This window comes from Streptomyces sp. NPDC044044 (assembly GCF_056434405.1).
Genome location: NZ_JBWKFG010000016.1, coordinates 1 through 23663, shown reverse-complemented (window position 1 = coordinate 23663; position 23663 = coordinate 1). Strand labels below are relative to the sequence as shown.

The window sequence follows — 23663 nt, the reverse complement described above, 5'->3', positions numbered from 1 at the left end:
TAGCGCCTGCAGCGCCCAGAAACAGCCAACAGAGTCTGTTTGATCGGAGGCTTTCAGACCGCTTCGCCGGTCAATCGCGGCAGGACCAGCTCCCAGAACGCGTCGATGTGCTGCCCCGTCAGCCATCCGCTGTCCGTGCCGCCCAGCACTTCGAAACCCACGGTGACCGCGACGATGGAGGGGGCCACCCCTGCGGGCGTCATGCCTTCCGCGAGGCGGCCCTCGCGCTCCGCGCGCACGAGCATGTCCTCGACCCACGACTGCCAGTAGCGCCGCACGCCCGCCTTCGCCCCCAGCGCGGGCTCGCCCCCGAGCTCGAAGCCCGCCCGTACGACGACATCCTCCGCGAGGCCGACCATCAGGCCGTGCGTCGCGTCGATCAGCCCCTCCAACGCGTCCCCCCGAACGCCGCCGGCCGCCGGAACATCCCCGGTGATCGCCCGCACCCTGCGCGCCGCCTCGTCCTCCACCGCGCGGGCCAGCTCCCGCTTCGCCTCGAAGTGGAAGTGGAGCGCACCGTTACTGACCCCGGCCCGCCGGCTGATGTGGGAGAGCGAGGCCGACACGTACCCCTCGCGCGCGAACACCTCTGCGGCGCACTGGATCAAAGACTCGCGGGTCCGGACCGCTCGCTCCTGCTTGGCCATCGCTCACCTCTCCAACACGGCCTGCCTCTGACACAGCCGGGCCGGCATCGCGGACTCATGACGCCGCCGGGCACCCTGCGACGCGCGGCCGAGGCAGGCACTGCAAAGAGCATGTCGTACTTTCCGTCGCATACAACAAAACAAAACGGGGGGTTGGTTTTGTCGAGTCTTTAACGGCCGGAGGTGTGATGGGTGCAGGGGGCAACGTACCGTAGCCGCCGGGGGTCGGGGGACCTCGGGGCAGCAACCGGCACCACCCGCATCTCCTTTGCCCAAGGTGGAGCCGGTTTTCGGTCGATACTCGGCCCGTCGGCCGGACCCCGTGAATCGTGATCGACACAGAAGACGCGGAAGCGCCATACCCGTCTGAGCGTCCAGCACAAATCGGCCAGAATCTTCACATGCAGCAAAGAAACCGGCATGCTGGTTTCATACTGGGGGATCGCGCAGCAGCCGTCCCCGGAGGAGATCCCCGCATGAAGCAGCAACGTGCCGTACGCACCCGTGACGCGCTCATCCGCTCGGCGGCCGAGACGTTCGAACGCTGCGGATACGTCCAGGCCAAGCTTGCGGAGATCAGTTCCAGCGCCGGCGTGAGCGCCGGGGCCCTGCACTTCCACTTCGCGAACAAGGCCGCGGTGGCCTCCGCCGTCGAGACCGCCGCCGCCCTTGCCCTGCGGGGCGCGGTGCGCGCGGTCCAGGCCCCGGGCATGAACGCCCTGCAGCGGCTGACCGCCGCTTCGCATGCCCTCGCCGAAGAGCTGCGGCGCAATGTCGTGGCCCGGGCCGGGCTCCATCTCAGCTGCCGCACGCCGGGGCGCACGGGCCCGGACCTGCGCCTGGAGTGGCACGCCTGTGTCCGCCGGCTGCTGGCCGCGGCCGAGGCGGAGGGTCTGCTCGCCGATCATGTGCGTCCCGAGGACGTCAGCGTCTCGATCACGGCGGCCATCACCGGCCTCGAGGTGCTCGGCGGTGCCGATCCCTGTTGGTTCACGCCCGGCGCGCTGGCCCGCTTCTGGCACTTCATCCTGCCGTGCCTGGCCAAGCCCGAGGTGCTCGCCGCCCTGGATCCGGCCGGCGGTACAGAGCTGTCCCGGCCCCGCACCACGTGACGGACGCCGACCCGGCGTCAGCGCACCGCCGCGGAGCCGGCCGCCGTCAGGTTCCCGCGCTCCGGGGCCAGGCGATCGTCGCCGTCCGTACTGGAGCACTGGTCGAGCCCGCCCATCGGGCAACTACAGCGCGCCGCACACATATCCGGGCATTCTCGCGTGACTGAATTCCCTCAGGTCCCGTGCGGCATACGGTCCTCGCGCCAAGGCGGTCGCGGCGCATCCGGGGCCGCCCGGAGTCCCCAGCGGGGAGTTCGAGCAAATAAGCGAGCTCAGGGGCATCTTCCGGTCACCCTGCGGTAAATTGAGTGATCGCTTATCGCCTGTTCTGACCCGAGAGGTCGGAACCGGAACCTCCATTTCCCGCCACTCAATAGACGGCACAAGTCTGTAGTAAATAAACCGGGTGGTCTGTATGTTGAGATCTGCGGGGGCGCCCCTCTCGGCGCTCTCTCCAGTCACGACTCTGGGGGAACTACATGTCCACGAACACGTTCAGCCCCGCGGAAAAACCATTGCAGCGGATACCCGCCGGCCCGACGCCGCAGGATCCGTGGCCCGCAGACCGTCCGCCGGTCCGGCTCACCACCACGGTGCCCAAGGAGTTCGTCCATCGTGCGGCCGTCGCTGAGGTGCTGCTCACCGGCCAACGGCGGCTCGACGACATGCAGTTCGCCGTCACGGCGCAGTGGCCCCGCTGCCACAGCTTCTACTCGCCCCTCCAGGGGACCTACCACGACCCGCTGCTGGCCGCGGAGACGATCCGACAGGTCGGTTTCCTTCTGCCGCACACGGAGCTCGGTGTCCCGGTCGGCCACCAGTTCCTCATGCACACCTTCGCGATGTCGGTGCGGCCGGAGCAGCTTCACGTCGGCAGCACCCCGGCGGACCTCGACATCGAGGTGACGTTCAGCGACGTGCGCGAGCGCCGGGACACGCACACCGGGGCCCGCTACGACGCGGTGATCCGCCGAGACGGACAGACCGTCGCCACCGGCCGCATCACGTACACGTGCATCGCGCCGCGGGCCTACCGCCGGCTGCGCGGCAACCAGGGACATCTGCAGATCCCGCTCACCGCGCCGGTTCCGCCGCAGAGCGTGGGCCGCCTGTCGCCGACCGATGTGGTGCTCTCCCCCATCGGCGCCGACCACCGGTGGCAACTGCGGGTGGACACCCGTCATCCCGTGCTCTTCGACCACCCCGTCGACCATGTGCCCGGGATGCTCCTGACCGAGGCCGCGCGACAGGCGGCGACGGCGGTCCTCCCCGACGCCGCCCGCCTGGTGCCCGTGGAGGTCGATTCCGAGTACCTGCGCTACGTCGAGCTCGACGCGCCGTGCTTCATCGAGGCCGTACGACTGCCCGACGGCCCCCGGGGCGACCGGGTTCAGGTCATCGGCGAGCAGGGCGGCGAGGAGATGTTCCGTACCACCGTCACCGCCGTCCGGCTGTAGAGCGCTCCGCGCTCCGGCCATCCCCGCACAACTCCGACATTCGGCCCGGTCTCGATCACGTCCTGGGCTCTGACGGCATGCACCGAGAGGGGCTAAGATACGAACTTGACGGTTTTTTTTATATGGGCCTCCCCAGGTTCCATGATCTCGGAGGCGGTGGAAACATGCCAAAACAAGACCGTGCGATCCGCACACGACGGGCGATTCTGGTCGCTGCAGCCTCAGTATTCGAGGAGCACGGCTTCCAGGCAGCCACCATCACGGACATCCTCAGCGCCGCTGGTGTGACCAAGGGCGCGCTGTACTTCCACTTCCAGTCCAAAGAGGACCTGGCCTATGGGGTGATGGCGGCGCAGGGACGTCACATGGGAATCGTCCCGCCTCGCGCCTGCAAGGCGCAGGAGGTCATCGACACGGTCCTCCTGCAGACGTACCGGCTGCAGGAGGACCCGATGGTGCGGGCCGGGGTCCGTCTGGCCATGGACCAGCACGCGGCGGAGCTCGACCGCGGGACGTCCTTCCAGGACTGGGGCAAGGGGATGACCACCCTCCTGGAAGTGGCCAAGGAGCAGGGTGAGTTGCTGCCCCACGTCGTGCCCTGTGACACGGCCGACCTCGTGGTGGGCGCCTACGCCGGCGTGCAGTCGATGTCCCAGGCCGTCAGCAACTACGCGGATCTCAATCACCGGACGTCGGTGCTGCTGCGCCACATCATGCCCAACGTCGTGCAGTCCTCCGTGCTCACCACGATCGACCTCTCGCCCGAGCGCGGCGCCGCGATCTACGCCGAGGTTCAGGCGCTCGTGGACACGGCCGAGCTGGCCGGCGCCTCGGCCTGAGCCCCGCCCGCCGGCGCCAGCCACCGGGCGAGCGGCATGTCGAGGTCGTCGGCGGTGTCCGACGCCCAGGCCACGTGGCCATCGGGCCGCAGGAGCAGCGCGGCGCGGGGCCAGCCGGCCACCGGCGCCGCGTGGACCTCGCGCAGGGCGTGCCGCAGTCCATGCGGTACGCCGGACACGCGAGCCGACCCCAGGGACCCGAAGCGCAGCACAAGCATGCGCCCGTCCCGCAGCAGCCGGATGACATCGGTCGGTCCGTCGTCCGTTCTCAGTTCGCGGTTGGTGAGGAACCGGCCCTCCCACACGGACGGTTGAGCCGACCGTGACGGCAGCACGGTGTCCTGGCCACTGACCATGAGCCCGATCCGCTCGAGCTCCGCGTCGGCGTCGTCCGCACCCAGCACGGCGGTCAGTTCCTCCAGTGAGCCGGGTGTCCTGCCTGGGCGCATCAAGTCCGCCTGCGTACGGATCTGGTCCAGGAGACGCGCGGCCGCGGGCCTTCGCTCGGCGTCGTAGGAGTCGAGCAGGCCCGGGGCGGCTGAGCCCCGGACGGTGAAGGCGAGCTTCCAGCCCAGGTTCAGGGCGTCGAGCAGACCCGTGCTCAACCCCTGGGCGCCGATGGGGAAATGCAGATGGGCGGCGTCCCCGACCAGGAGGATCCGCCCCGAGCGGTAGGTGCGGGCGAGGCGGGAGAAGTCGCTGAAGCGGCTCAGCCAGCGTGGTTCGTCCATGGCGATCTCCCGGCCCATGATCCGCGACATCTCCCGGCGGAACTCCTCGATTCCGAGCGGCAGCGTGTGGTCCGGATGCGCCCGCAGGCAATCGACCGCCCGCAGGTGCAACCGGCCATCGGCCGTGCGCTTGGCCACCACCCAGCCGCGCGGCGTGCGATGCCAGCCCGGCTCCGGTGCCTGCGCCCCCTCGCACCGCACGACCCCGACCATGGCCGCCATCGTCGGCGAGGTCGCGTCGGAGGGTATGGCGGCAAGGGTCCGCACCGTGCTGCGGGCGCCGTCGGCCCCGACGACGTAGGCGGCCTCGAAACGGGTGTGCCCGCCGGGGTGCTCCGCACTCACCGTCACACCGGTCTCCTGCAGGTCGAGGCCGGTGACGCGGTGGCGGCGCAGCACCTGTGCGCCCGCGGCCAGCGCCCGCGCCTCGAAGAGCCGCTCGAGGTCGGCCTGCGGCTGTTTGAACAGCGGCTCCGGCTCGCTCGCGGGTGCGGTGAGGTCCAGGCCCCACACACCGGCGAAGTGGAAGGGCGTACTGACGGTCCCTTCGCCCAGCGGCAGTGAGGGAGCGCGCAGATGGCCCCTGCGCGCGAGGATCTGTGCGGTGCGGGCGTGCAGCGTGGTGGCCCTGGGATGTTCGGACACCTCGGCACGTTCCTCGACGACCACCGTGCGCACGCCGTAGCCGGCGAGTTCGGCGGCGAGCAGCAGGCCGACCGGGCCCCCGCCCACGATCACCACATCTGTGCGGGCGTACCCCATCGCGGTCGCTCCCCCTCCGGCCGGACCACAGGGAAGTTCCTGTCCGGCCACCCGAAAATATACCGGTTGCCTGGTTGTTTATTCAGGGCGTGCCGTAGACCGCTTTCGGCCAATCGGAGCGCGGGTGCTTCCGTAGTGGGTTTGGGGGTTGAAGACAAAACCGGTGGGTCCGTATCTTACGTACACGTGCTCGATCACATGGGCGTTCTTCCGGGGGGAGAAGTCTGATGAGCTTGATGACTCCAAACACTGCGGCGCGGACCGAGGACTGCTCGGTCGAGGAAGGAAACCTGGTTTCCGGCCCCGATGCGCCGTTCCTGCTGACCACGACGGTGCCGTGCGAGTACGTACGCCACTCGTCCATGGCCGAAGTCTTCTTGACCAGCTGCCGGCGGTCGGGCGCCACGCGCTTCACCCTCACCGGCCAGTGGCCGCGGGCCCACGCCTTCTTCAACGGGCCCGACGGACGGCATGACCCACTGCAGGCAGCAGAAACGATCCGGCAGGTCGCGCTGTATCTCGCGCACGCCGAGCTGGGGGTACCGCTCGGCCATCACTTCATGCCGTGCGATCTGTCGTTCACCGCCGACCCGGACGAACTCGCCATCGGCGTGGTCCCCAGTGACCTCACCATCGACGCGAACTGCACCGACCTCGAGCGCAAGGGCAGGCGACTCGTGGAGTTCGGCCTGGACGTCACCATCCGGCGCGCCGGCCGCGCGCTGGCCACCGGCGCCGTGCGCTTCGTCTGTGCTTCTCCCGGCGCCTATCAGCGGCTGCGCGGCACGGTCCCGGAGCCCCTGCCGGCCCACCGCCCCTCGGAGGTGGCCCCGTCCGCCTTCGGCCGGGGTCTGCCGCGGGACGTGGTCCTCGCCTCGAGTGAACATCCCGGCCGCTGGCGGCTGAGCCCGGACCCGGACCACCCGGTGCTGTTCGACGTCGGCGACGACCACATCCCGCCGATGGTGCTCATGGAGGCCGCCCGCCAGGCCACGCTCGGCCTGCTCGTCCCCGACTGCACGCTGACGCTGACGGCCATGACCACGGAGTTCCTCAGCTACGCCGAGTTCGACCGGCCGTGCTGGATCGAGGCCGCCCCCCTGGTCGTTCAGCAGGCCGACAGCATGAGCGTCCTGGTGACCGGCCGTCAGGACGGTCGCCGCGTCTTCAACGCGCAGGTCAGCGGGACCGTGACCCGCGGCTAGGCCGCCCCGGCGGCGTCACAGCGGCAGCGTGATCCCCATTTCCCGCATGGCCCGCGAGGGCGGCCCGCCCTCCGAGCGCTCCGTCTTGTAGCCCTTGCTGCCCGGGGCCAGGGTCCGCGGGTCGATGGCCTCGGCCGGGGCCGAACTCGCGTACAGCCCTGCCGGATCGGAGTCCCGGTCGTGCGGCAGCAGCCAGAACACCCTGCGGCGGAAGGTCCCCGAGGAACGGGATGCCTTGGCCTGCGAGCCGAGCAGCGCATAGCCGACCATGCGTCCGTCACGGTGGTAGGCGGGTTTGCCGCGCCGCGTGGGCAGCCGGTCCAGGCTCTGGCGTACGTAGTCCAGGGCATCGATGTCCTCGAGCCACACCAGCTCGGCTTCGTGGGAGATCTCCTCCCCCTCGATGAGGGCGCTCATTCTGTCTCCTCGTCGGCGAGCTTCGTGAGCAATCCGATGCCCGGGTAGTACTTGCGCTGGTTGGAGAGAATCATCTCTCTCGGCGACTCCAGTCCCACGACTTCGCGGATGCGGGCCGCGAACGCCCTGGACGAGAGGGCGGGAGCGCCCTCATTGTGGCACCATGCCCGGTACGCGGCATACAACTGTGCTTGTTCCGCCCTCAGTTCGGGGTCGAGCACGCAGGACTCACCGATGAAGCGTCCGGTGTGGTCCTCGGTCTCCGCGTACGCCGTCGTGGCGATGCGTACCCTCTCGGGTCCGGTGAGGTCCTTCTCGCCCCGCAGATAGCGACGGGCCCCCTCGATCAGCCAGTTGAGGATGCCGGGTCCCTCCTCGGTGACGAGGATGTCGGCAAGGTTGTCGACCTTGCGTTCGTCGGACACGACCCGCTCGAACGGCACGAGCCGCATCCGCCGCCAGAACGCGAAACCGCCGCTGCCCACTTCGGGACGGTGGTTGCCGAGCAGCCAGAGCTTGTGGGTGGGCTCGAAGGAGAAGAAGTCCTGCCGCATCCGCCGTGCCTTGATCCGGTCACCGCCCGTGAGCAGCTTGACCCGGGCCTCGTCGAACTTGTCGCCCGGCTTGACCTCGCTGCACACGATGACCCGACGGCCGTGGAGTTCGGCGAGATCAGTGGGGTGGCCCTCGTAGGGGCGAGCCATCAGGAAGCCCGGCGGCGCGGCGTCGGCGTAGTCGCCCAGGAGCTTCATGAGGACGTCCAGGAGCACCGACTTGCCGTTCTTGCCGGAGCCGAACAGGAACGGCATGACCTGCCCGCCGACGTCACCGGTGACCGAGTAGCCCAGCAGCAGGTGCAGGAAGTCGATCATCTCGGCCCCCTCCGCTCCGTCCCCGAAGGTATCGGCGAGGAACCGCATCCAGCGCGGGGTGGGCGTGGGCTGGGGCGGCAACGAGGTGGAGCGGGAGTGGAAGTCCTTGCCCGGCTCCGCCCTGCGCAGGATGCCGGTCCGCAGGTCGACGATGCCCGCAGGGGTGCACAGGGTGTACGGATCGGCGTCCAGGAGCGCGGCGTTGAGGACCATGCCGGGGGCCGATCGCGCCTGGGTGAGCATCGCGTTCATGCCGCTGGTGGACAGGGCCCGGCGGCGGTGCTGGAGCAGGGCGGCCGTGGACTGGATGCCGCGCGGATCGTCGGTGGCGATGGCCTCGGCGAGGTCACCCGCGGCCCACAGCACGGTGTCGTCCTCGTCGAGCTGCCAGCGGGTGCCGTCCCAGCGGTACCAGCCCAGGCCCGGCACATGCCGGTAGTCGTCCGCGTACAGCTTCACGAACAGCTTGGCGTTGCCGCGGTCGGTGAGCGTGTCGGGCAACAGGCCCTGGGGGAAAGCGTTGTCGGCGGGATCCGCGCCGCGCTGCTGCGGCATCTGCGGCGTCGGCTGTGCGGGCTCTGCCTCCGCCAGGATCTGGACAGCCACGGTCTCGGCGTCGAAGTCGAACAGGGCGTTGTCGTCATGAGTGGTCATGTCCGGCCCCCGAGAGCGAGGGGACGGCGTTCACCGGCGCGCAGGCCGCTGCGGATGATGGCTTCGCAGCGCCGTTCCTGCCCGGGGCGCACGTCGGCGGCGAGCTCGGTGAGGGTCTGCTCGGCCTCGGCCCTGGACAGGTGCCCCGCCGCTGCGAGTCCGCCGGCGGTGTAGGCGGCCCGGTTGAGCTTCTCCGAGAACGCGGCGCCCTCCGACAGAGCCGCGCAGGACGCCACTTCGGACAGCACCTTCTCCAGGGCTTTCGAGGCGGCGCTGTGCCCGCCTCCGGCAGCCGCGACGGCGAGCCGGGCCCTGGGGGGCGGCACAGAGCCGCACAGGGGTGCCCGGCGGGCCGGGGCGAGGTGCCCGGTGCGCTCCAGCTCGGCGGCCAGCCAGTCGGGAAGCAGAGCGGGGACACGGGCTGCGCCGAGGGGCGTGTAACTGCCGTGCGGGGTACGGGTGCCGGGAGCGACGATGTAGCCGCCGTGGGCCCGGATGTCGACCTGCCAGGCCAGGGCACGGCCACTGCTGGAACCTGCCGAGGACTGCCAGCGGTGTCCGGGGTGGGCCCGGTACCAGACATGCAGGCCGCCGGAGGGAGTGCGCACGCGCAGGGTGCCGGCGTCCGTGGCCGGGTGCGCAGCGCCCCGCAGGGCAGCCAGCACTCCCAGGGTGTGAAAACCGTTGGCGAGCCCGGCCAGATCGACCGACTGGGCGATGGGGATGCCCGGCAGGAGACGCGAGCGGTCGGGCAGCGACTGAGCGTGCGCGTCGACATCGACGACGACCAGTCCGGCGGGGCCGCAGGAGACACCCACTCCCAGGCCGTCACCACCGCCGGTCCCCCACCAGCGCTCGATGCGGCCCGGATCGAGCGTGGCCGCACGGAACCCGTGACACCAACGCCCCTCCCGTAGACACGTACAGCCGTCATACGTGTGTCCCGGAGCCCGGCACGCCTCGCAGTTGCCCGCGGGGGTCTTGCGCCCGGCGGCCAGGGGATGAACCGGCCAGCCCCTGCCCGCGCACCACCTGGCCGTCGCCAACGCCCTCCCGCTGAGCGACTGTTCGCTGCGTGAAACCCGCAGCTCAGCAGCCATGTGTTTCCCCCGTTAGCGACTGAAGCGACTCAATGACAGAAACAGGTTAGCGAAACGGGTATGAAAATTCGTGCAGTTGGGGAGCGTGGGACGAATAGAGGTCCCTGAGACTCAAGCCCGGACTCAGTGACTGAACTCCTCTTCGGTCGCTGCCTGCTCCGCCGAGAGAAACCGCAGTTCAGAGGGGGTACGCACCAGAGAACAGCGACTGAAGCGACTCAAGCTCCCTATATATGAAGCGCACGCGCATACACGCACACACGAATGTCTTCATATACCTGGACCTTCAGTCGCTTCAGTCGCTGTTTCCCCTGGATCAAGCCTCTGACCAGCAGGTTTCTCAAGGATCGAGGAAGCGACCCAGAGGGGCGTCGGTCGCTCGGCTTCGGTCGCTGCCCGACGCATCCGCCTTGAGCGGGCCTTGAGCGCCCATGGAGTGCCGTTGGGGCCACGCCGGTCGAGGCCGACGGGCCGGTTCCGAAGATGGGTCGCTTGAGTCGCTGCTGATCCGGTCCGGCGAAGCACAGATTCCGGATGCACAGATTCCGTTCGATTCGTTCGATTCTTCTTCAGAAACGATCCTGCGGACGGGACTCGTTCCCGTCGGGCACGGTCACTGGCGTGAGAGCCGGCGGCTGACGGCCCCGCTACCCCGCTCCCCCGCCGAGCGGCAGGACTGCAAAGCTGTCATGTCGGAGCGTCAGTCAGCGTCTTCGGTCGCTTCGGTCGCTGATATGAACTCTGCATGTCAGCTGACCTGCAGGTGTCCGGGAGCGACTGAGCGGTGTACCTGCGGCTGCCCCTGACCGGGCCCGTCTAGCCGCGGTAGGGCGCAGCTTCGGCCAAGGAGGCCCGGCGGACGGCGTGCACACAAAGGCGCGTGCCGTAGAGGTCGAGCGCGTCGTCGGGGTCCTCGGCGTAGTGGTCGGCCACTTCGGACCACCGGTCCCAGCTGTACAAGCGGGCCAGACGACGATCCGTATCCGTGCGGGGCGGCGTCTCGATGGTGGCCTGTGCAAGCCATTCCTGCCAGGCGGCGTTCGACCGCGGATCGCTGGCAGCAGCCTGTGCGGAGGCCCTGTCAGCGGCTTCGCGGGCTTCGCGTCGGAGGTGGGCCTGGATGTAGGCAGCGGGCCGGGCAGGGCGCCAGGTGAGGCACAGCGCGATCAGTTCGGCGGCGATCTCCTGCGCGTTCAGTCCGCGGTCGAAGTAGGACCGAAGTGAGAAGGCCAGCCTCCGAAGAGGCTCCCCCTGAGTCCAGTTGACCAAGGCGCGGACCATGCGGGTCTCCCGGATCTCCCGAGCCACCGCGGCCGGGGAGCGGGAAGCCGTCGTTGTGTTGTCGGCCGGTGCCTGGGGAGAGGACTTGTGGTGTTCGCCGCGGCTCGCGCGTGGGCGCGAGGTGTAGTTAAAACCACCCCTCATCTGAACCTTTCCCTCTTTCTTGACCAAGGTGAGGGAAGGGGGCGCACCAAGCTCGGAACAGGAGCCGTCCACAGGGGAGTTGTCCACAGCCTGAGCCGGGTCCTGCTGGTGCTGAGCCGGGTTCTGCTGGTGGACGACAATCCGTGCGTCGTATCCGCAGCCCACGATCTGGTGCCCCATCGCGTGGTCGTAGGAGGGGGGGATGACGGCTGCGTACACGGTCGCGGTGCCTGCGTAGCCGCCCAGTCCTCGGGTGCGTCGGATGTTCGTCCTGGTGCCGTGTACGACCCAGACGAGCGCCCCGAGTTCGCGCAGTACGGCGGCGTGGCGCTTGACGGTGGCCCGGGAGAGGTCGAGGCGGGACGAGATGCCGTCGAGGCAGTACAGGACGTGGCCGGTGCTGTAGTCCATCCGCGTGGCGAGGTCTTCGGCGATGCGCAAGGTGGTGGCGTTGGCCCGGGGGTGGATGCCCGCTGAGACCAGCCATCGGGTGGCCCTCAGCCAACGGCGTGGGCCACTGTGCCGGGAAGCGGTGTGCGCGAGCTCCTGGGCTGCCCGGTGGGTGATCGGGGCGGCGTCGGGTGCCGGACGTGGTGGGTTGTGTGTGGGTTGCGGGTGAGGGTGCGGGGCTGTTTTGGGCACTACGAAACCAGCCCTCGTCGCGGTAGTGATGGTGGGCTCCTGGACGAGGAGGGAGATGAGGCAGAACGGAACCGCAACTCGGCGGTGTGCAGCGGGGCTTGCCGAGCCGGGTGTGGATGTTCAGTTGGGGAGGTGGCTGGTGCGGGTCCCTTCGTTCAGGCGGATGCGTGAGGCGTGAGGCAGGAGTGGTCGAGGGTCGGCGGTCTCCGGCGTTGTCGCTGTCGCTGTGGCGTTGGTGCGGTGGTCAGCAGAGGCGATCCACTCCCCCGGCAGGCGGCGCTTGCTGGCTACCTGGCATCTCGGCTCGGGTGTCCAGCAGCGCCGCCTATGCGGCGGGCGGGGAGGGCTGGCGCCGTCGTCGCGCCTTGAGTTGAGCTATGGCGTCGGGAAGCTCGGTCACCCATTGCCCGATGGGCACGCGAATGGCGACGCGTCCGCCGAGGTGTTTGAGGTCGAAGGCCGCGCGTTCCGCGGGGGTGGTGACCAGGTACACGGAGTCTTCGAGGACCCACAGGGAGGTCTCGGGGGTGGTGTCGGCGTCGGAGACCGCCTGGCGTGCTGCTTCGACTGCCATGGACTGCCAGAGCTCGAGGTCTTGGCGGGCGCTGCGAGGGCGGCGTGTGCCGGGCCAGACGATCTGGGAGACGAAGGCGTATACGCGAAGGGCCACGACCGCGTCTTCGAAGTGGGGCTCGGTGAGGACGCCTTGGTCGCGGGCTCTCCAGGCCCAGGATTCGCTCAGGCCGGCGGCTGTGGCGACTGCGCTGGTGCTGAGTTGTTCGCTGGTCAGTGACATTGCTCTGACTCTTCCGCTAAGTGTGCTGATCGTTCTCGCACCTTAGCGCAGAAAGTCCCCACGTTTCTCCCGTCACTAGAAGCCCGGCGAGTCCCCAGATCGGACATTTGCCTACGTAGGCCCGAATTTGAGAGGCAGTCAAGTGTTCGAGCCGTCTCAACTGCCAAGGATTGTTCTAGTGTCACAGGGATTGTTAGATGGTTGGTTAGTTCGTAAGTTTGATCGTTAGAGCGTTGGTTTCAGCGTTGCAGCACATGTAGGAGCAGTCGTTGCATCAGTTGTTGCACTCAGCGTTGCAGGCTGGCCGCGGCAGAGGCAGGAGCAGGCAAAACGGCGGTGGGGCCGACACGCACTGAGCGTGTCGGCCCCACCGCCGTCTTCGTCAAAGCTCCATGAAGCTCCATCACGAGCCCCCTTAGGGGGACTTGGGTGACCGCCTCGCGGGCCGCTGCAGCGGCCCCTCGGACTCGAGCGCAGCAAGATAACGCTCCACGATTGCCGAGATGACCTGACTGCCCTTGCGGGCGAAACCCGCCTCCTGCAATGCGAGGTTGAGGGTCGAGACCCACTCGTAGGCATCGGGGCCCACACGGTAGGAGGACGGCTGCGTCTTCTCGGTGTCCCAGATCCGCTCCATCGCGAAAGCGTTGGACATGTCGACGAGCTCGGCGACCTCCCCCGGTACCTCCTGCAGAGCCGCATCCAGATAGTGCCCGATCGCCAGGTGAGGGTTTCCGCTCGTTCGGCGGTCCGCGTTCACACGTTCCTTGAGCAGCGCGATGACATCGGGCGCGACACGAAACCCGTAGGACCGCCACGTGTTGGCATGCATCTTGGCGTCGGTGAAGCTTTTCTGAACGGCTCCATGTGCCCCGCCCGGCGCCTCCCACTGTCGGCGGGGACGTGCCACCGTGGCCGACTGCTCACGAGAAGCGCGCTGACCACCGGGCTCTGCCGCGGGGACCCGCTCCCCCGCCCCGTCGTCCGAGGAGGTGCCCGTCCGAGGGGCCGCCGGCGCCTTCGCCGGGGATGCCTTCTTTGCCCGAGGCCCCGATGAGGTGGCCTGGGGCGCGGCTGGGCCAGCGGCTGGAGTGGCGGCTGGAGTGTCGCGCTCCTTGGCTGGCGCGGGGACCGGATCCGCAACAGACACCGCGGCGTGCGGTGTTACGTCTTCGCCGCCACGTGGCTGCGGGGCACGCGGCGGCGAAGACGGCTGCGCTTCATCAGCGTCCCGGACGGCGGGAGCAGCATCCTGGCCGGCATCGGGAGTGCCCTGTCCCCCACCGATCCACGAACGGTTGGCGACATCGTCGGCCCCGGCAAGCAGCCCCTGCACCAACTGGGCCCCGGCAGGCTTGAACTGCTTCTTCTTCGGTCGCCCCTTGGACTCAGCCACCGGAGGCCTCCAAGTCGATGCGCTCCGGCATCTCCCACTTCTCCGCGGGCTGCCCCATGCGCTCCACGAGCTGGCCCATGAGCTCGCTGTACATCTTGCCGGGGGTATGACTCGCAAAGCGGATCACCGAAGGCACCCCGTAGGCAAAGGAGTCACTGATCCGGTTGTCCTGGCGGATGTCCGTGCAGAACGGCGCCAGGTCCGCATCCAGCATCCCGTTGCGGATGTTGACTTCCTGAGCCTTCCACCGCGAGGGAGGGTTCGAACGGTTCAGCACCGCCCCCAGGTACTGCGGCTCGCACTCGCCGCCCGTGCGGTCCTTGACGTACCGCACGGTGCCCCGGGTAGCTGCCGCGCCCTTGAGAGCGGGGTACTCCGGGACGCACACCGTAATGACGAAGTCCGCGGCCGCCAGGGCCGTGGCGGAGAGGGAGGAGACGGCAGGAGGGGTGTCCACGACGACGAAGTCGAAGGAGTCGGCGACTTCCATGAGCATCCTGCGCAGGATCGGCGTCGACTGGAACCCCTTCTTATGGATGAGGTCCTGAGCGGCCGTCATGGTCGACTCCTCGCACGCCAGCAGATGCAGCGTGCCGGCGTCTTCCCACTCCTCCAGGAGCTCGCTCCGGTCGAACCACAGGCTGGACAGGTCCATGCGCATGCCCTGCATCCGGGCCTGAAGCACCCAGCCCAGCGAACGGGCCAACTGCTCCTCCCCCGCAAGGTTGACGCCCACGGCCGTCCCCGCCTGGGCCTGAGGGTCCAGGTCGACCGTCAGCACACGCGCACCCGCCAAGGCCAAGCCTGCAGCGAGATTGACCGTGGTGCTGGTCTTGCCCACCCCTCCCTTCTGTGTCGCCACGGCGATGACCTTCATCGCGTGCCCGCCTCTCTCTGGTGCGTCCGTTGATTCGTCAGCCCACATGTGTCACACGGAAGTTAGAGTTCCGGAACTCGTCTGTCTCGGGAGAATGAGCAGCCGTTTTGACCGATTCACCCGGGATTACGAGTTGCCTGCTCGCCCTGTTTCTCTAGTGACACGGGATATCAGGCTTGACGATAACAGGACCGGATCTCCGAGGTGTGTGTGACGCGCGCGTTGGTTGCGAACCGATCCACGCCGGTGCTACCGCGCACGCACCCAAGCACCCGGCCGTCCGTCGTCTGCCCTTCGGAACGGGGGCTGCGGGCCTCGCAGGTGGGCGACGGCGAGGCCGAGGGAAACCGCGTTGGTCGGCCAGAACCAACGAATGAGTGATCGACGGTATGCGGGATTGATCGTTAGCCCTATGGACCGCTCGACGGTTCGTTCGTGTGCCTGAGCGATCGCAAGATCGTTGGTTGGGATGCTCGTGCGTTCCATCGCTTGCTGGTTAGTTCCATCGACGGCGTCATGGCGTGTTCGCTCGTTAGTTAGATCGTCTGCGTGTGCGTTCCATCGTTTGTTGCATGGTGCGTAAGCAAGACAGTTGCATACATACATCGTTGGCATGTTGGAAACATCGTTAGTTAGTTTGCTCGCCCTAGCGTAGGTAAGCGTGTCAGATCTAGAGAAGCAAACAGTGTAAGTAAGAGCGCTTGCCACAGGGAAGGTTGCTTTGTTGGCTCGATGCAAGCAGACAGCACAAGTTCTATCGTTGGTTGCAGCGTTGCAGCCAACGTAACTTTTATCCGTGCATGCTACGTCGCAGCTATCGATATAGAGCATGTAGCAGAACTAGTAGCACTACAGGTCACACTGAACGTCGCATCTGAGAGTGCGAGTCCAGTTGCACTAATGAGTGCAGCCGTAGTTCTAGCTATCGTTTGATCTATAACGACATGCATCGTTGCAGCGAGCGTTGCAGTTATCGTTGCACCCACAGGTCAACAACATAGGAGTCGCAGAAAGATCTCCCGGATCAGGTAGCGAACCATGCTGCCTGCCACTTCCGCCTGAGAGTCTGAGAGTCGAAGAGCCGCTCTGTAGGCCCTGGACTCCACTGCTCCCGATCCACGACGGCGACCGGGAATCGACCTGGCCAGAGGACCGATGCGGATTTACCTTGCGCCTATGAGTGAGTTGCGAACACGCAAGTACGAGCGGTGGTTCCGCGCCGCGGACGTCGATGGCGACGGCGTGATAACGCGGCAGGACGTCATCATCATGGGCGAACGCTACGTCCAGGCCAGGCGCATGCTCCCTGACTCCCCGTCGGCGCGGCACATGTACGAGACGATGCACCGGTTCTGGGATTCGGTGATCGCCCCTCTCGACACCGACAAGAACGACCGGGTGACCTCGGCGGAGCTCATCCGGGCGTTCGCCACCACCTTCACCGATCGTGCTCGCTACCCCGAGGAGCTCGCGCCGGTCGCCGATCGCTTCTTCGACCTGGCCGACGGCGATGGTGATGGCGCGATCAGCCTCACGGAGTTCACGCATATCTTCGGAAGCACGGGACGGGCCGCCGACGACGAGTGCGCCGAGGTGTTCAACGCGCTCGACCTCGACGCCTCTGGATCCTTGTCGCGGGCTGAATACCACAAGGCCGCGTCAGAGTTCTTCTACGGAGACGATCCCGACTCGCCGGCCAACCACATCTTCGGCCGCCTCGAGTAGGGGAGCGGACCCGCCTCTCACACATCCCCTCACACACCTCGATGCCTGGAACCGGACGGACGGGCTGCCACAGTCGGCATCGACCTCGTTCAACTGACAGGGCGGTGACAGGGCGGTGCCTCAGGAGCCGTCTTGCCGCTGACAGCCCCTCAGGCTGCGCAACATCGAAAGGGTCTACGCAAAGATGGATCGTTCGATCTCTTTCGATTCTTCTCTCAGATCGATCCTAAGCGCGGGCGCTGTTCACAGGCAGAAGGGGTCTCAGCTCCAGGACAGGCGGCGAGAGTTGAAGCAGGGCCGCCCTGGAGGCCGATCCTCAGCATCTGGCGCCGGTTTACCGCGGTAAACCGGCGCAGGGACCCGGCTCGTGTGGGCAAAACCCGGTGTCCCTGTGAGAGAAGCTTCGCCCGTCTGGAATGATGCTCAATGCCCGAAGTACCGGAACCCACGGGAAGCATACGGAGCATCAGATGACTGCTGCTGTCTACGTTGTGTCCATCGACCCCCAGGCCTCTACGGTCTGGTGGGCGAACAGAATCACCGACCTGCCCTTCGACTTCTCTCAGGAGCATGAGACTCCCGAGAACCTGAAGGTCCTCAAGGACACAGGCGCCAAGGTCCACGTCATCGCCAACCAGAAGGGCGGCGTCGGCAAGACCACCACCACACTCAACCTCGGCGCTGTCGCGGCGGACGTCCTCAAGGACTCCGACCAGCTGCTGCACGTCTTCATCGACACCCCCGGCAGCTTGCAGGACGAGAACCTCCTCCTGGAAGCCTTGAAGTACGCGCACGACGTGATCGTGCCGATGCCGCCTGAGGGTCTCGCCTTCGACCCCACCGCTCGCACCATCCAGAAGGTGATCGAGCCGAGCGGCCTCCCGTACAAGGTCGTCATCAACAACTGGGACCCCCGTGACGGAACCGCCGACTTGGAGGACACCCAGGCGTACATCGATGCGCAGGGCTGGCCCCGGGCCAAGACCGTCATCCGCCGCTACAAAGTCCACACTCGAGCCTCCGTCGAAGGCAAGGTCGTGACGCAGTACGCGAAGAACCGCGTGGCCATGGAGGCCCGTGAAGACTTCTTCCGACTTGCCCTCGAGCTGGGATACGGCGGTGGGGCCTGATGGCTGCCGGACGCCGCACCAGCCTCGCCTCACTGGCTGGCAGCAAGGTCGACGATGTTCCCGGCAAGAGCGATCCGCTCCTGCTCACTTTGCCGCTGGAGAGGCTGGTCCCAACCCGCTTCAACCCGCGCCGTAACTTCGGCACCGACGAGGCTCTGAAGGAGTTCGGCCTCGTCCTCAAGCACCGGCAGCTTCAACCTGCCGTCGTCGTCTCCCGTTCCGGATATCTCAAGCTGTGGCCGGAGGAAGAGGCCAACGTCGGCGACAAGCCGTACGTCATCGCCAATGGAGAGCGTCGCTACCGAGCATCCTTGGCCATCGGCCTGACCACACTGAATGTCGTCCATGACGAGAACGTCGCCTCCAGCCGGGCCGACTTCCTGGACGCGGTCCTCTCGGAGAACAACGACCGTGAAGATCTCGACCCCATCGAGCGGGCGCTGGGCATCGAAACGATGGTCATCGAGCTCAAAGGGGCGGACCAAGTGGCTGCCCACTACGGGAAGACCAAGGGCTGGGTCAGCCAGCAGCGCAAGCTGCTGAAGCTCACGCCGGAGCTTCAGGTACTGGTCAGTTCAGGCGAGCTACCTGTACGCGTCGGCCGTGACATCGCGGGCCTGCCCAAGACTGAGCAGGTGGCGGCATGGGAAGCCGAACTGGCCCGCCGTGCCGAGGCCAAGGCGTCACCTCGGCAGCGCGTCGCGCAGCCGGTGGAAAGGGAACCTGCTGAGGTCGGCCAGAACTCTGAGAACCACGATGAGCGGTTTACCGCGGTAAACCAGTCTGCGTCGCCGGCACCCGAGTCGGGTGGTTCCGCTGAGTCGGCGGAGCGGTTTACCGCGGTAAACCAGTCTGCGTCGCCGGCACCCGAGCCGGGTGGCTCTGCTGAGTCGGCGGAGCGGTTTACCGCGGTAAACAATGCCGCCGTGGTCGCCGCTGCTGCCGAGACAGCAACACCTGGGACAGAGGCCGCTGCGACGACCTCGGCCAGAAGTACTGCCCCCGCGCTGGTGCCTCATCAGTCTGGAGCCGCTGCTCCGGACTTGCTGCCGTGGGATGAACCCCTCTGGTTCGACCAGCAGCTGCGCAAGCGCATGTCGAAGGACAACCGCGACAGGCTGGTCTGGCTGCTCCAAGCATCCGACGACGACTGATCGCTTGGCCGGTTGGCCCGGTTAGCGCGGCACCCTCCCGACTTGAGGGCTCCCGAACCACATAAGGCGGCCCCGCCGCCCGGATAGAGTTCCGGGCGGCGGGGCCGCCTTATGTAAGTCCCTGGGCTGCAGGGTCTTGCATGTAGTCATCGACGACCTAGTTGGGGGTTGCGCTGCATCCGCCACCGCCCAGCACGCATCATCCGAATGGGTTAAATGCTTGGGTTAAATTGAACCTAAGGCAAGGGTTAAAGCGTGCTAGCTTTCCAGGGTGGAGGTAGAGACGTATGGCATCTGAGGAAGAGCTGTTCGCATCGGTCGACGCCCTGCTGGAGGAGGAGCCGCAGCTCCCGCACCCGGCGGAGCGCGCCCGGCTGCGTGAGGCCGCCGGGATCACCCAGGCCCGCCTCGCGGCGGCGCTGAAGTCGACGACCCAGACGGTGAAGAACTGGGAGAACGGCCGGAGCGAGCCCAAGCCGCCACGCCTGGAGGCATATCAGCGGCTGCTGAACGGATGGGCCGCGAGATTCCCCGCACCCGTACACGGCTCCGCACCCGTACACGGCTCGGTACCCGCGCCTGCCCCCGCCCCCGCACCCGCACCCGCCCCCGCGGCCGCACCCGCCCCCGCGGCCGCACCCGCCCCCGCCCCGCAGCGAGCTCCGGAAGCCCTCGCCGGAGAGGCCGCTCCCGAAGCCGTGGCACCCCCCACCTCCCCGGCGGAGCCCCCTGCTGCCCAGCCCGCCACCAAGCCCAAGAGCCCCGCCCCGTCGACGGCACGCCGCCCGGCCAAGCGGCGTGCCGCGCAGCCCGCACACGACCCGCGCTTCCCCCACGGCCCGCTCGCGGTCCTCGACGGCGACGGCTCCGCGTACGGCATCGACGGCATCGTGCTCGACTGCCCCGCCGCCACGGTCCCCGACCTGGTGGAGTGGACCCTGGCGGAGTCCGGTCTCGGCGCTGCGAAGCTCAACCGCTATGGCAAGGACAGTGATCCGCTGATCGTGCTCACGGCGGCGGCCGCGGTGAAGCTCGGGCTGCCGGAGCGCCTGGAGGGCCACGAACAACGCCGCTCGCTGCGCCTGCCCCAGGACCACCCGGTCGTCAAGCAGGTAGCGAAGGCGAAATGGAAGCTCACGCAGCGGGGGTTCGGCCCGTGGGCGCGCATCTACCGCAAGGCGCAGGGACGCGAGCGGCAATGTGTACAGCTGGCGATCCTGTCCTGGGACGCCCTCGACGAACGGTCCTGGCCGGGCGTCGCGGAGATGGAGCCGGCCGACGTCGCCCGCGTCCTTGGGGTGTACGCCACGCGGGTCATCACCCCGCGCGGATCGACGGCCGTCTCCGGACTGGAGCTGATGACGGCGCTGCGCCCGCCCACGAAGGCCGTACAGGACCCGCAGACCGGGAACTGGGTCTCCGGCCACAACCAGGGCTCACTGGGGACCGAGCCGATGGACCCGGCGCCCCCGGAGGCCACCGCCGAACACCCCGTCGTCGTCAACTCCGGCTGGACCGGCGGGTTCCTCGACGAAGAGGCGTACCAATGGGTGCGGTCGGTGGACTCGCTCAGCGATGAGGAGTGCACACTGCCCTACGCGGTCGGCCTGGACCTCAACACCGCCTTCCTCGCCGCCGCTTCCCGCCTGGTCGTCGGCCTCTCCGCCCCCGACCACTTCCACACCCCGACGTTCAACCCCAAGATCCCCGGCTCCTGGCTGGTCGACCTCTCCCACATCGAGCTGGACCCGCGCCTGCCCTCACCGTTCACCCCGGACGGCACCCGCCCGACCGGCCCGGCCTGGTACCAGACGCACACCGTCGCTTACGCCCAGGAGCTCGGCCACGACGTACACCCGATCGAGGCGTACCTACGCCGCGAGACCGGCGCCTACCTGGACCCGTGGCACGACCGCCTCAGGACGGCATACGTCGACACCCTCGCCGACCTCGGCGTCACCAAGGACCTGGACGACCACCAGTTCCTCGCCGCGATGGAGCGGTACAAGCAGACCGACCCGGCGATGGCCGCCGTGCTCTCCGCCATCAAGGCCACGGTGAAGGGCGGCGTCGGCAAGCTCCGCGAGCGCCCGCAGGGCAAGTCCTACAAGCAGGGCGAGCGTTGGCCGGCCCTGGAGCGGCCGACGTGGCGCCCCGACATCCGCGCGACGGTCATCAGCAAGGCGCGGGTGAACATGCACCGCAAGCTCAACAACATGGTCAAGATGACGGGCCTGTACCCGCTGGCCGTGCTGTCCGACTGCGTCGTCTACCCCTCGCCGGGCGACAGCCCGCTGGACTTCCTGCCGTACGCGGCGTCCGGCAAGCCGCAGCCGGGCGGGTTCCGCCTCGGGCCCCCGCCGGGCCTGGCGAAGCTGGAGGGCGTCCAGTCGATGCTGTGGGCGGTCGACCTGATGGAGAAGGGCCTCAACCCGGCCCGCCACATCAAGGGCGGCGACGCCGTCCTGGACGAGGGAGAGTAGCCGGTGAGAGAGATCGACGAAGCGATCGAGCGGGCCGACCGGGAGAGCTTCACCCGCCAGCCGCCGAAGACCCTCAAGGCCCAGATCAGCTACCTGCTGAAGCAGTTCGGCAGCGCGAAGGCCGTCGCACGAGAGATCGGAGTCACCGCCGACTCCGTCAACCGCTACCGGCGCGGCGCCCGCAAGCACGCCCGCGCCGACGTCGCCGTGAAGATCGACGACGCGGTACGAGCCCGATGGCAGCCCCAGGTCCGCAAGCGCCGCCAGAAGCAGGCCGCCACCTCCGGCGGAATCACGGTCGAGACCCGCGCCCGTTTCGGCTACACGGCGCCGGTCGGCACGACCGACGACGGACGGTTCCGGCGACTCACCGTGCACCTCCCCCCGGCGTACGCGCAGCGCCTGTTCGACGCCCGCGACGCGGGCGCCAGCGACCGCGATTTGCGAGGGATCATCGCGGAAGGATTCAAGGACGTCTATTTCCAGGACGGCGGGAGCCGAGCCATGGGGCTGTCAGACGTCGAAATCAACGACATCGACTACTTGGACCTGGACTACTAAGAGCGGGAATGCACGACCACGAGTTCAGCCCCCCCCGGGGCCCTCAGGCCCGTGGCGAAGGCCGCAGCCCTAGGCCTCAAGATCGGCAGCCTCCGCAATCAGAAGCCGTACGAGCAGGACGGGTTCCCGGCAACGATCAGCCCACCGGAGGCGAAGTCGAAGCTGTGGGACGCCGAGCAGACTGCGGCGCACCTCCCGGCGAACCCGTGCCCGCGCTGCCACAGACGGAAGATGACGAGGACCTGCTGGAGCGCACCGAGGCCGCCGCCCTCGACGTCACGCCCAAGACCTGGGACTCCTACAAGAAGGACCCACGGATCGCGCCGCACCTGGTGAAGGTCAAGGGCGTGGAGCACTGCCCGCGCGGCGCCCTGCGCACCTTCCACGACCCGATGCCCGCCCAGGACCGCGCGCCGGCACACCGCCCGAAGGGCAGCGGAGACATGGTGCCGCGCGGCGAACTCGAGCCCCGGGTCGCTGAACTCCTGGACGCCGACCCAGGCCTGACGCTCGCCACCGTGCAGGAGCAGCTGGGCATCGCCTATTCGACCGCGGCCCGGGTGCTGCCCCGCCTGCGCGGGCAGCACATCGCCGACCAGCTCGCCGCCGAGCCGAACCTGACACCGGAGCAGGCAGCGCAACGCCTCGGCTACCCGGCCGCGGTGCACCGTGCGGCGATCGCCCACGCGCGAACCGAGCTGCGCGGCCGCGAGGCCCGGCCGTACGTACAGGACGTGGCCGACAAGCTCGCGGCCGACGGCCTGGCGCAGAAGCAGGACGTCGCCATGGTGCACGTGGTCGACGACGCGGTGGCCGCAGTCGTGGTGCTGTCCGTCGACGCACCGGCGCGGCGCTGGTGTGGAACGAGCGCTACGGATGGCGCACGGCGACAAGCCGCCGCCATCCCATGGGCAGAGAAGCGGATAAGCCCCCCGAGGGAGAGGGAATTCGCTACTTGGGACCGGCCCGGAGGCCGCCCGCTGAGGACGTACTGGCGTCCGTCCGCGACGGCCGGCGCGGACGCGCCGCCCGACGGGGAGCCACCCGGCAGGAGCAGGGCTGCAACCGTGCCCCGGCACATAGATGCCCCGATCGGCTGACACAGACTCAGGCGGCGACCACGATGGTGCCTTCAAGACGGCCGCCAGGGCCTGGCGATGGGACCCGGAACTCACCGAGGCAGCCGACATGTTCCGCGACGCCGGGCTGCCTGATGACACGTGACGTGGAGGACCGTCCGTAGGACCTGGGTGGGCCGTGGCCGGGGCCGACTGAGCAAGACGAGTCGCAGCAAATCCCGTTGCGCTATCCCGGCAGCAGCCTGACTGTGCTGCTACGGCTGCAGCCCCAGCCTGAACGGTCGTTGGCCTATCGAAGAGGACCTCATGTCAGCCGTTGTTGTTGTCGGTGCGGGAATCGTCGGCTCCTCAGTGGCCGACGGGTCCATCTCCGATCCGTGGTAGGCGCCCCGCTTCTGACTATCCACGCGATCACCTCGCCCGCCCGCTGTCAGGGGTGCAGCCGCCCGAGCAGGTAGCCGGCCGCGAGTGCGATGACTGCTGTGGTGACGATGCCCGTCACACCCATCGCATGCCGATCTGGGAGAGCTGTTCCATCCGTTCCGGTGTCAGGGTGGTGGCCCGGCTGCGCTGGTTCCCGATCCATGCCCCGAGCCGGA

General features: G+C 68.1%; 21 protein-coding genes. 11 read left to right on the top strand and 10 right to left on the bottom strand.

Annotated elements, in window-relative coordinates:
• Positions 1–53 precede the first annotated feature (53 nt).
• Positions 54–647 carry a ScbR family autoregulator-binding transcription factor gene (locus AC07AG_RS41170; RefSeq protein ID WP_478762110.1) on the bottom strand — a complete coding sequence of 198 codons (594 nt, stop codon included), beginning with the start codon at positions 645–647 and terminating at the stop codon, positions 54–56.
• A 476-nt stretch (positions 648–1123) separates the two neighbouring features.
• Between AC07AG_RS41170 and AC07AG_RS41165 the strand changes: the two genes are divergently transcribed.
• The 3 genes from AC07AG_RS41165 (at position 1124) to AC07AG_RS41155 (ending at position 4055) form a co-directional block, all read left to right on the top strand.
• Positions 1124–1759, top strand: a complete 636-nt coding sequence (locus AC07AG_RS41165; RefSeq protein ID WP_478762109.1) for a ScbR family autoregulator-binding transcription factor — start codon at positions 1124–1126, stop codon at positions 1757–1759.
• A gap of 479 nt (positions 1760–2238) precedes the next feature.
• Complete coding sequence (locus AC07AG_RS41160) at positions 2239–3216, top strand: ScbA/BarX family gamma-butyrolactone biosynthesis protein (protein ID WP_478762107.1); 978 nt, start codon at positions 2239–2241, stop codon at positions 3214–3216.
• Between the two features lie 164 nt (positions 3217–3380).
• Positions 3381–4055, top strand: coding sequence for a ScbR family autoregulator-binding transcription factor (locus AC07AG_RS41155; RefSeq protein ID WP_478762105.1), 675 nt, complete (start codon positions 3381–3383; stop codon positions 4053–4055).
• Here the strand turns inward: AC07AG_RS41155 and AC07AG_RS41150 are convergent.
• On the bottom strand, positions 4010–5548 hold the full coding sequence (locus AC07AG_RS41150) for an FAD-dependent monooxygenase (protein ID WP_478762103.1): 1539 nt from the start codon (positions 5546–5548) through the stop codon (positions 4010–4012). The genes AC07AG_RS41155 and AC07AG_RS41150 overlap by 46 nt on opposite strands.
• 236 nt (positions 5549–5784) lie before the next feature.
• Between AC07AG_RS41150 and AC07AG_RS41145 the strand changes: the two genes are divergently transcribed.
• Complete coding sequence (locus tag AC07AG_RS41145) at positions 5785–6753, top strand: ScbA/BarX family gamma-butyrolactone biosynthesis protein (protein ID WP_478762101.1); 969 nt, start codon at positions 5785–5787, stop codon at positions 6751–6753.
• A 15-nt stretch (positions 6754–6768) separates the two neighbouring features.
• Here the strand turns inward: AC07AG_RS41145 and AC07AG_RS41140 are convergent, their stop codons facing one another.
• From AC07AG_RS41140 to AC07AG_RS41110, 7 genes are all read right to left on the bottom strand, one after another.
• Positions 6769–7170: a DUF6009 family protein gene (locus tag AC07AG_RS41140; RefSeq protein WP_478762100.1), complete on the bottom strand. Its 402-nt coding sequence runs from the start codon at positions 7168–7170 to the stop codon at positions 6769–6771.
• The gene (locus tag AC07AG_RS41135; RefSeq protein ID WP_478762099.1) at positions 7167–8696 is read right to left on the bottom strand and encodes a DNA primase family protein; all 1530 of its coding nucleotides are present in this window, start codon (positions 8694–8696) and stop codon (positions 7167–7169) included. The genes AC07AG_RS41140 and AC07AG_RS41135 overlap by 4 nt, the downstream gene beginning before the upstream one ends.
• Positions 8693–9796, bottom strand: a complete 1104-nt coding sequence (locus AC07AG_RS41130) for a bifunctional DNA primase/polymerase (RefSeq protein WP_478762097.1) — start codon at positions 9794–9796, stop codon at positions 8693–8695. Before AC07AG_RS41130 ends, AC07AG_RS41135 begins: the two co-directional genes overlap by 4 nt.
• 816 nt (positions 9797–10612) lie before the next feature.
• Positions 10613–11662, bottom strand: a complete 1050-nt coding sequence (locus AC07AG_RS41125; RefSeq protein WP_478762096.1) for a hypothetical protein — start codon at positions 11660–11662, stop codon at positions 10613–10615.
• A gap of 526 nt (positions 11663–12188) precedes the next feature.
• Complete coding sequence (locus tag AC07AG_RS41120) at positions 12189–12659, bottom strand: hypothetical protein (protein ID WP_478762095.1); 471 nt, start codon at positions 12657–12659, stop codon at positions 12189–12191.
• Positions 12660–13074: 415 nt separating this feature from the next.
• A complete protein-coding gene (locus AC07AG_RS41115; RefSeq protein WP_478762094.1) occupies positions 13075–13491 on the bottom strand; it encodes a hypothetical protein in 417 nt (138 codons plus the stop codon).
• 556 nt (positions 13492–14047) lie between these two features.
• Positions 14048–14932: a ParA family protein gene (locus tag AC07AG_RS41110; RefSeq protein WP_478762092.1), complete on the bottom strand. Its 885-nt coding sequence runs from the start codon at positions 14930–14932 to the stop codon at positions 14048–14050.
• Between the two features lie 1176 nt (positions 14933–16108).
• On the opposite strand from AC07AG_RS41110, the gene AC07AG_RS41105 reads away from it, so the two are divergent.
• From AC07AG_RS41105 to AC07AG_RS41075, 7 genes are all read left to right on the top strand, one after another.
• Positions 16109–16657, top strand: coding sequence for an EF-hand domain-containing protein (locus AC07AG_RS41105; protein ID WP_478762090.1), 549 nt, complete (start codon positions 16109–16111; stop codon positions 16655–16657).
• Positions 16658–17127: 470 nt separating this feature from the next.
• Positions 17128–17787, top strand: a complete 660-nt coding sequence (locus AC07AG_RS41100; RefSeq protein ID WP_478762088.1) for a ParA family protein — start codon at positions 17128–17130, stop codon at positions 17785–17787.
• The gene (locus tag AC07AG_RS41095; RefSeq protein ID WP_478762086.1) at positions 17787–18941 is read left to right on the top strand and encodes a ParB/RepB/Spo0J family partition protein; all 1155 of its coding nucleotides are present in this window, start codon (positions 17787–17789) and stop codon (positions 18939–18941) included. The genes AC07AG_RS41100 and AC07AG_RS41095 overlap by 1 nt, the downstream gene beginning before the upstream one ends.
• Before the next feature lie 287 nt (positions 18942–19228).
• Positions 19229–21424 (top strand): telomere-associated protein Tap, encoded by a 2196-nt coding sequence (gene tap, locus AC07AG_RS41090; protein WP_478762084.1) that lies wholly within the window; start codon positions 19229–19231, stop codon positions 21422–21424.
• Between the two features lie 3 nt (positions 21425–21427).
• Entirely contained in the window at positions 21428–21985 is a 558-nt protein-coding gene (gene tpg, locus AC07AG_RS41085) for a telomere-protecting terminal protein Tpg (RefSeq protein ID WP_478762082.1), read from the top strand.
• 164 nt (positions 21986–22149) lie between these two features.
• Positions 22150–23085 carry a hypothetical protein gene (locus AC07AG_RS41080; RefSeq protein WP_478762081.1) on the top strand — a complete coding sequence of 312 codons (936 nt, stop codon included), beginning with the start codon at positions 22150–22152 and terminating at the stop codon, positions 23083–23085.
• Complete coding sequence (locus AC07AG_RS41075; protein WP_478762080.1) at positions 23069–23209, top strand: DUF1932 domain-containing protein; 141 nt, start codon at positions 23069–23071, stop codon at positions 23207–23209. The genes AC07AG_RS41080 and AC07AG_RS41075 overlap by 17 nt, the downstream gene beginning before the upstream one ends.
• Positions 23210–23562: 353 nt before the next feature.
• On the opposite strand, the gene AC07AG_RS41070 is transcribed toward AC07AG_RS41075, so the two are convergent.
• Positions 23563–23663: helicase associated domain-containing protein (locus AC07AG_RS41070; protein ID WP_478762183.1), on the bottom strand; the 101-nt coding region annotated here is incomplete at its 5' end.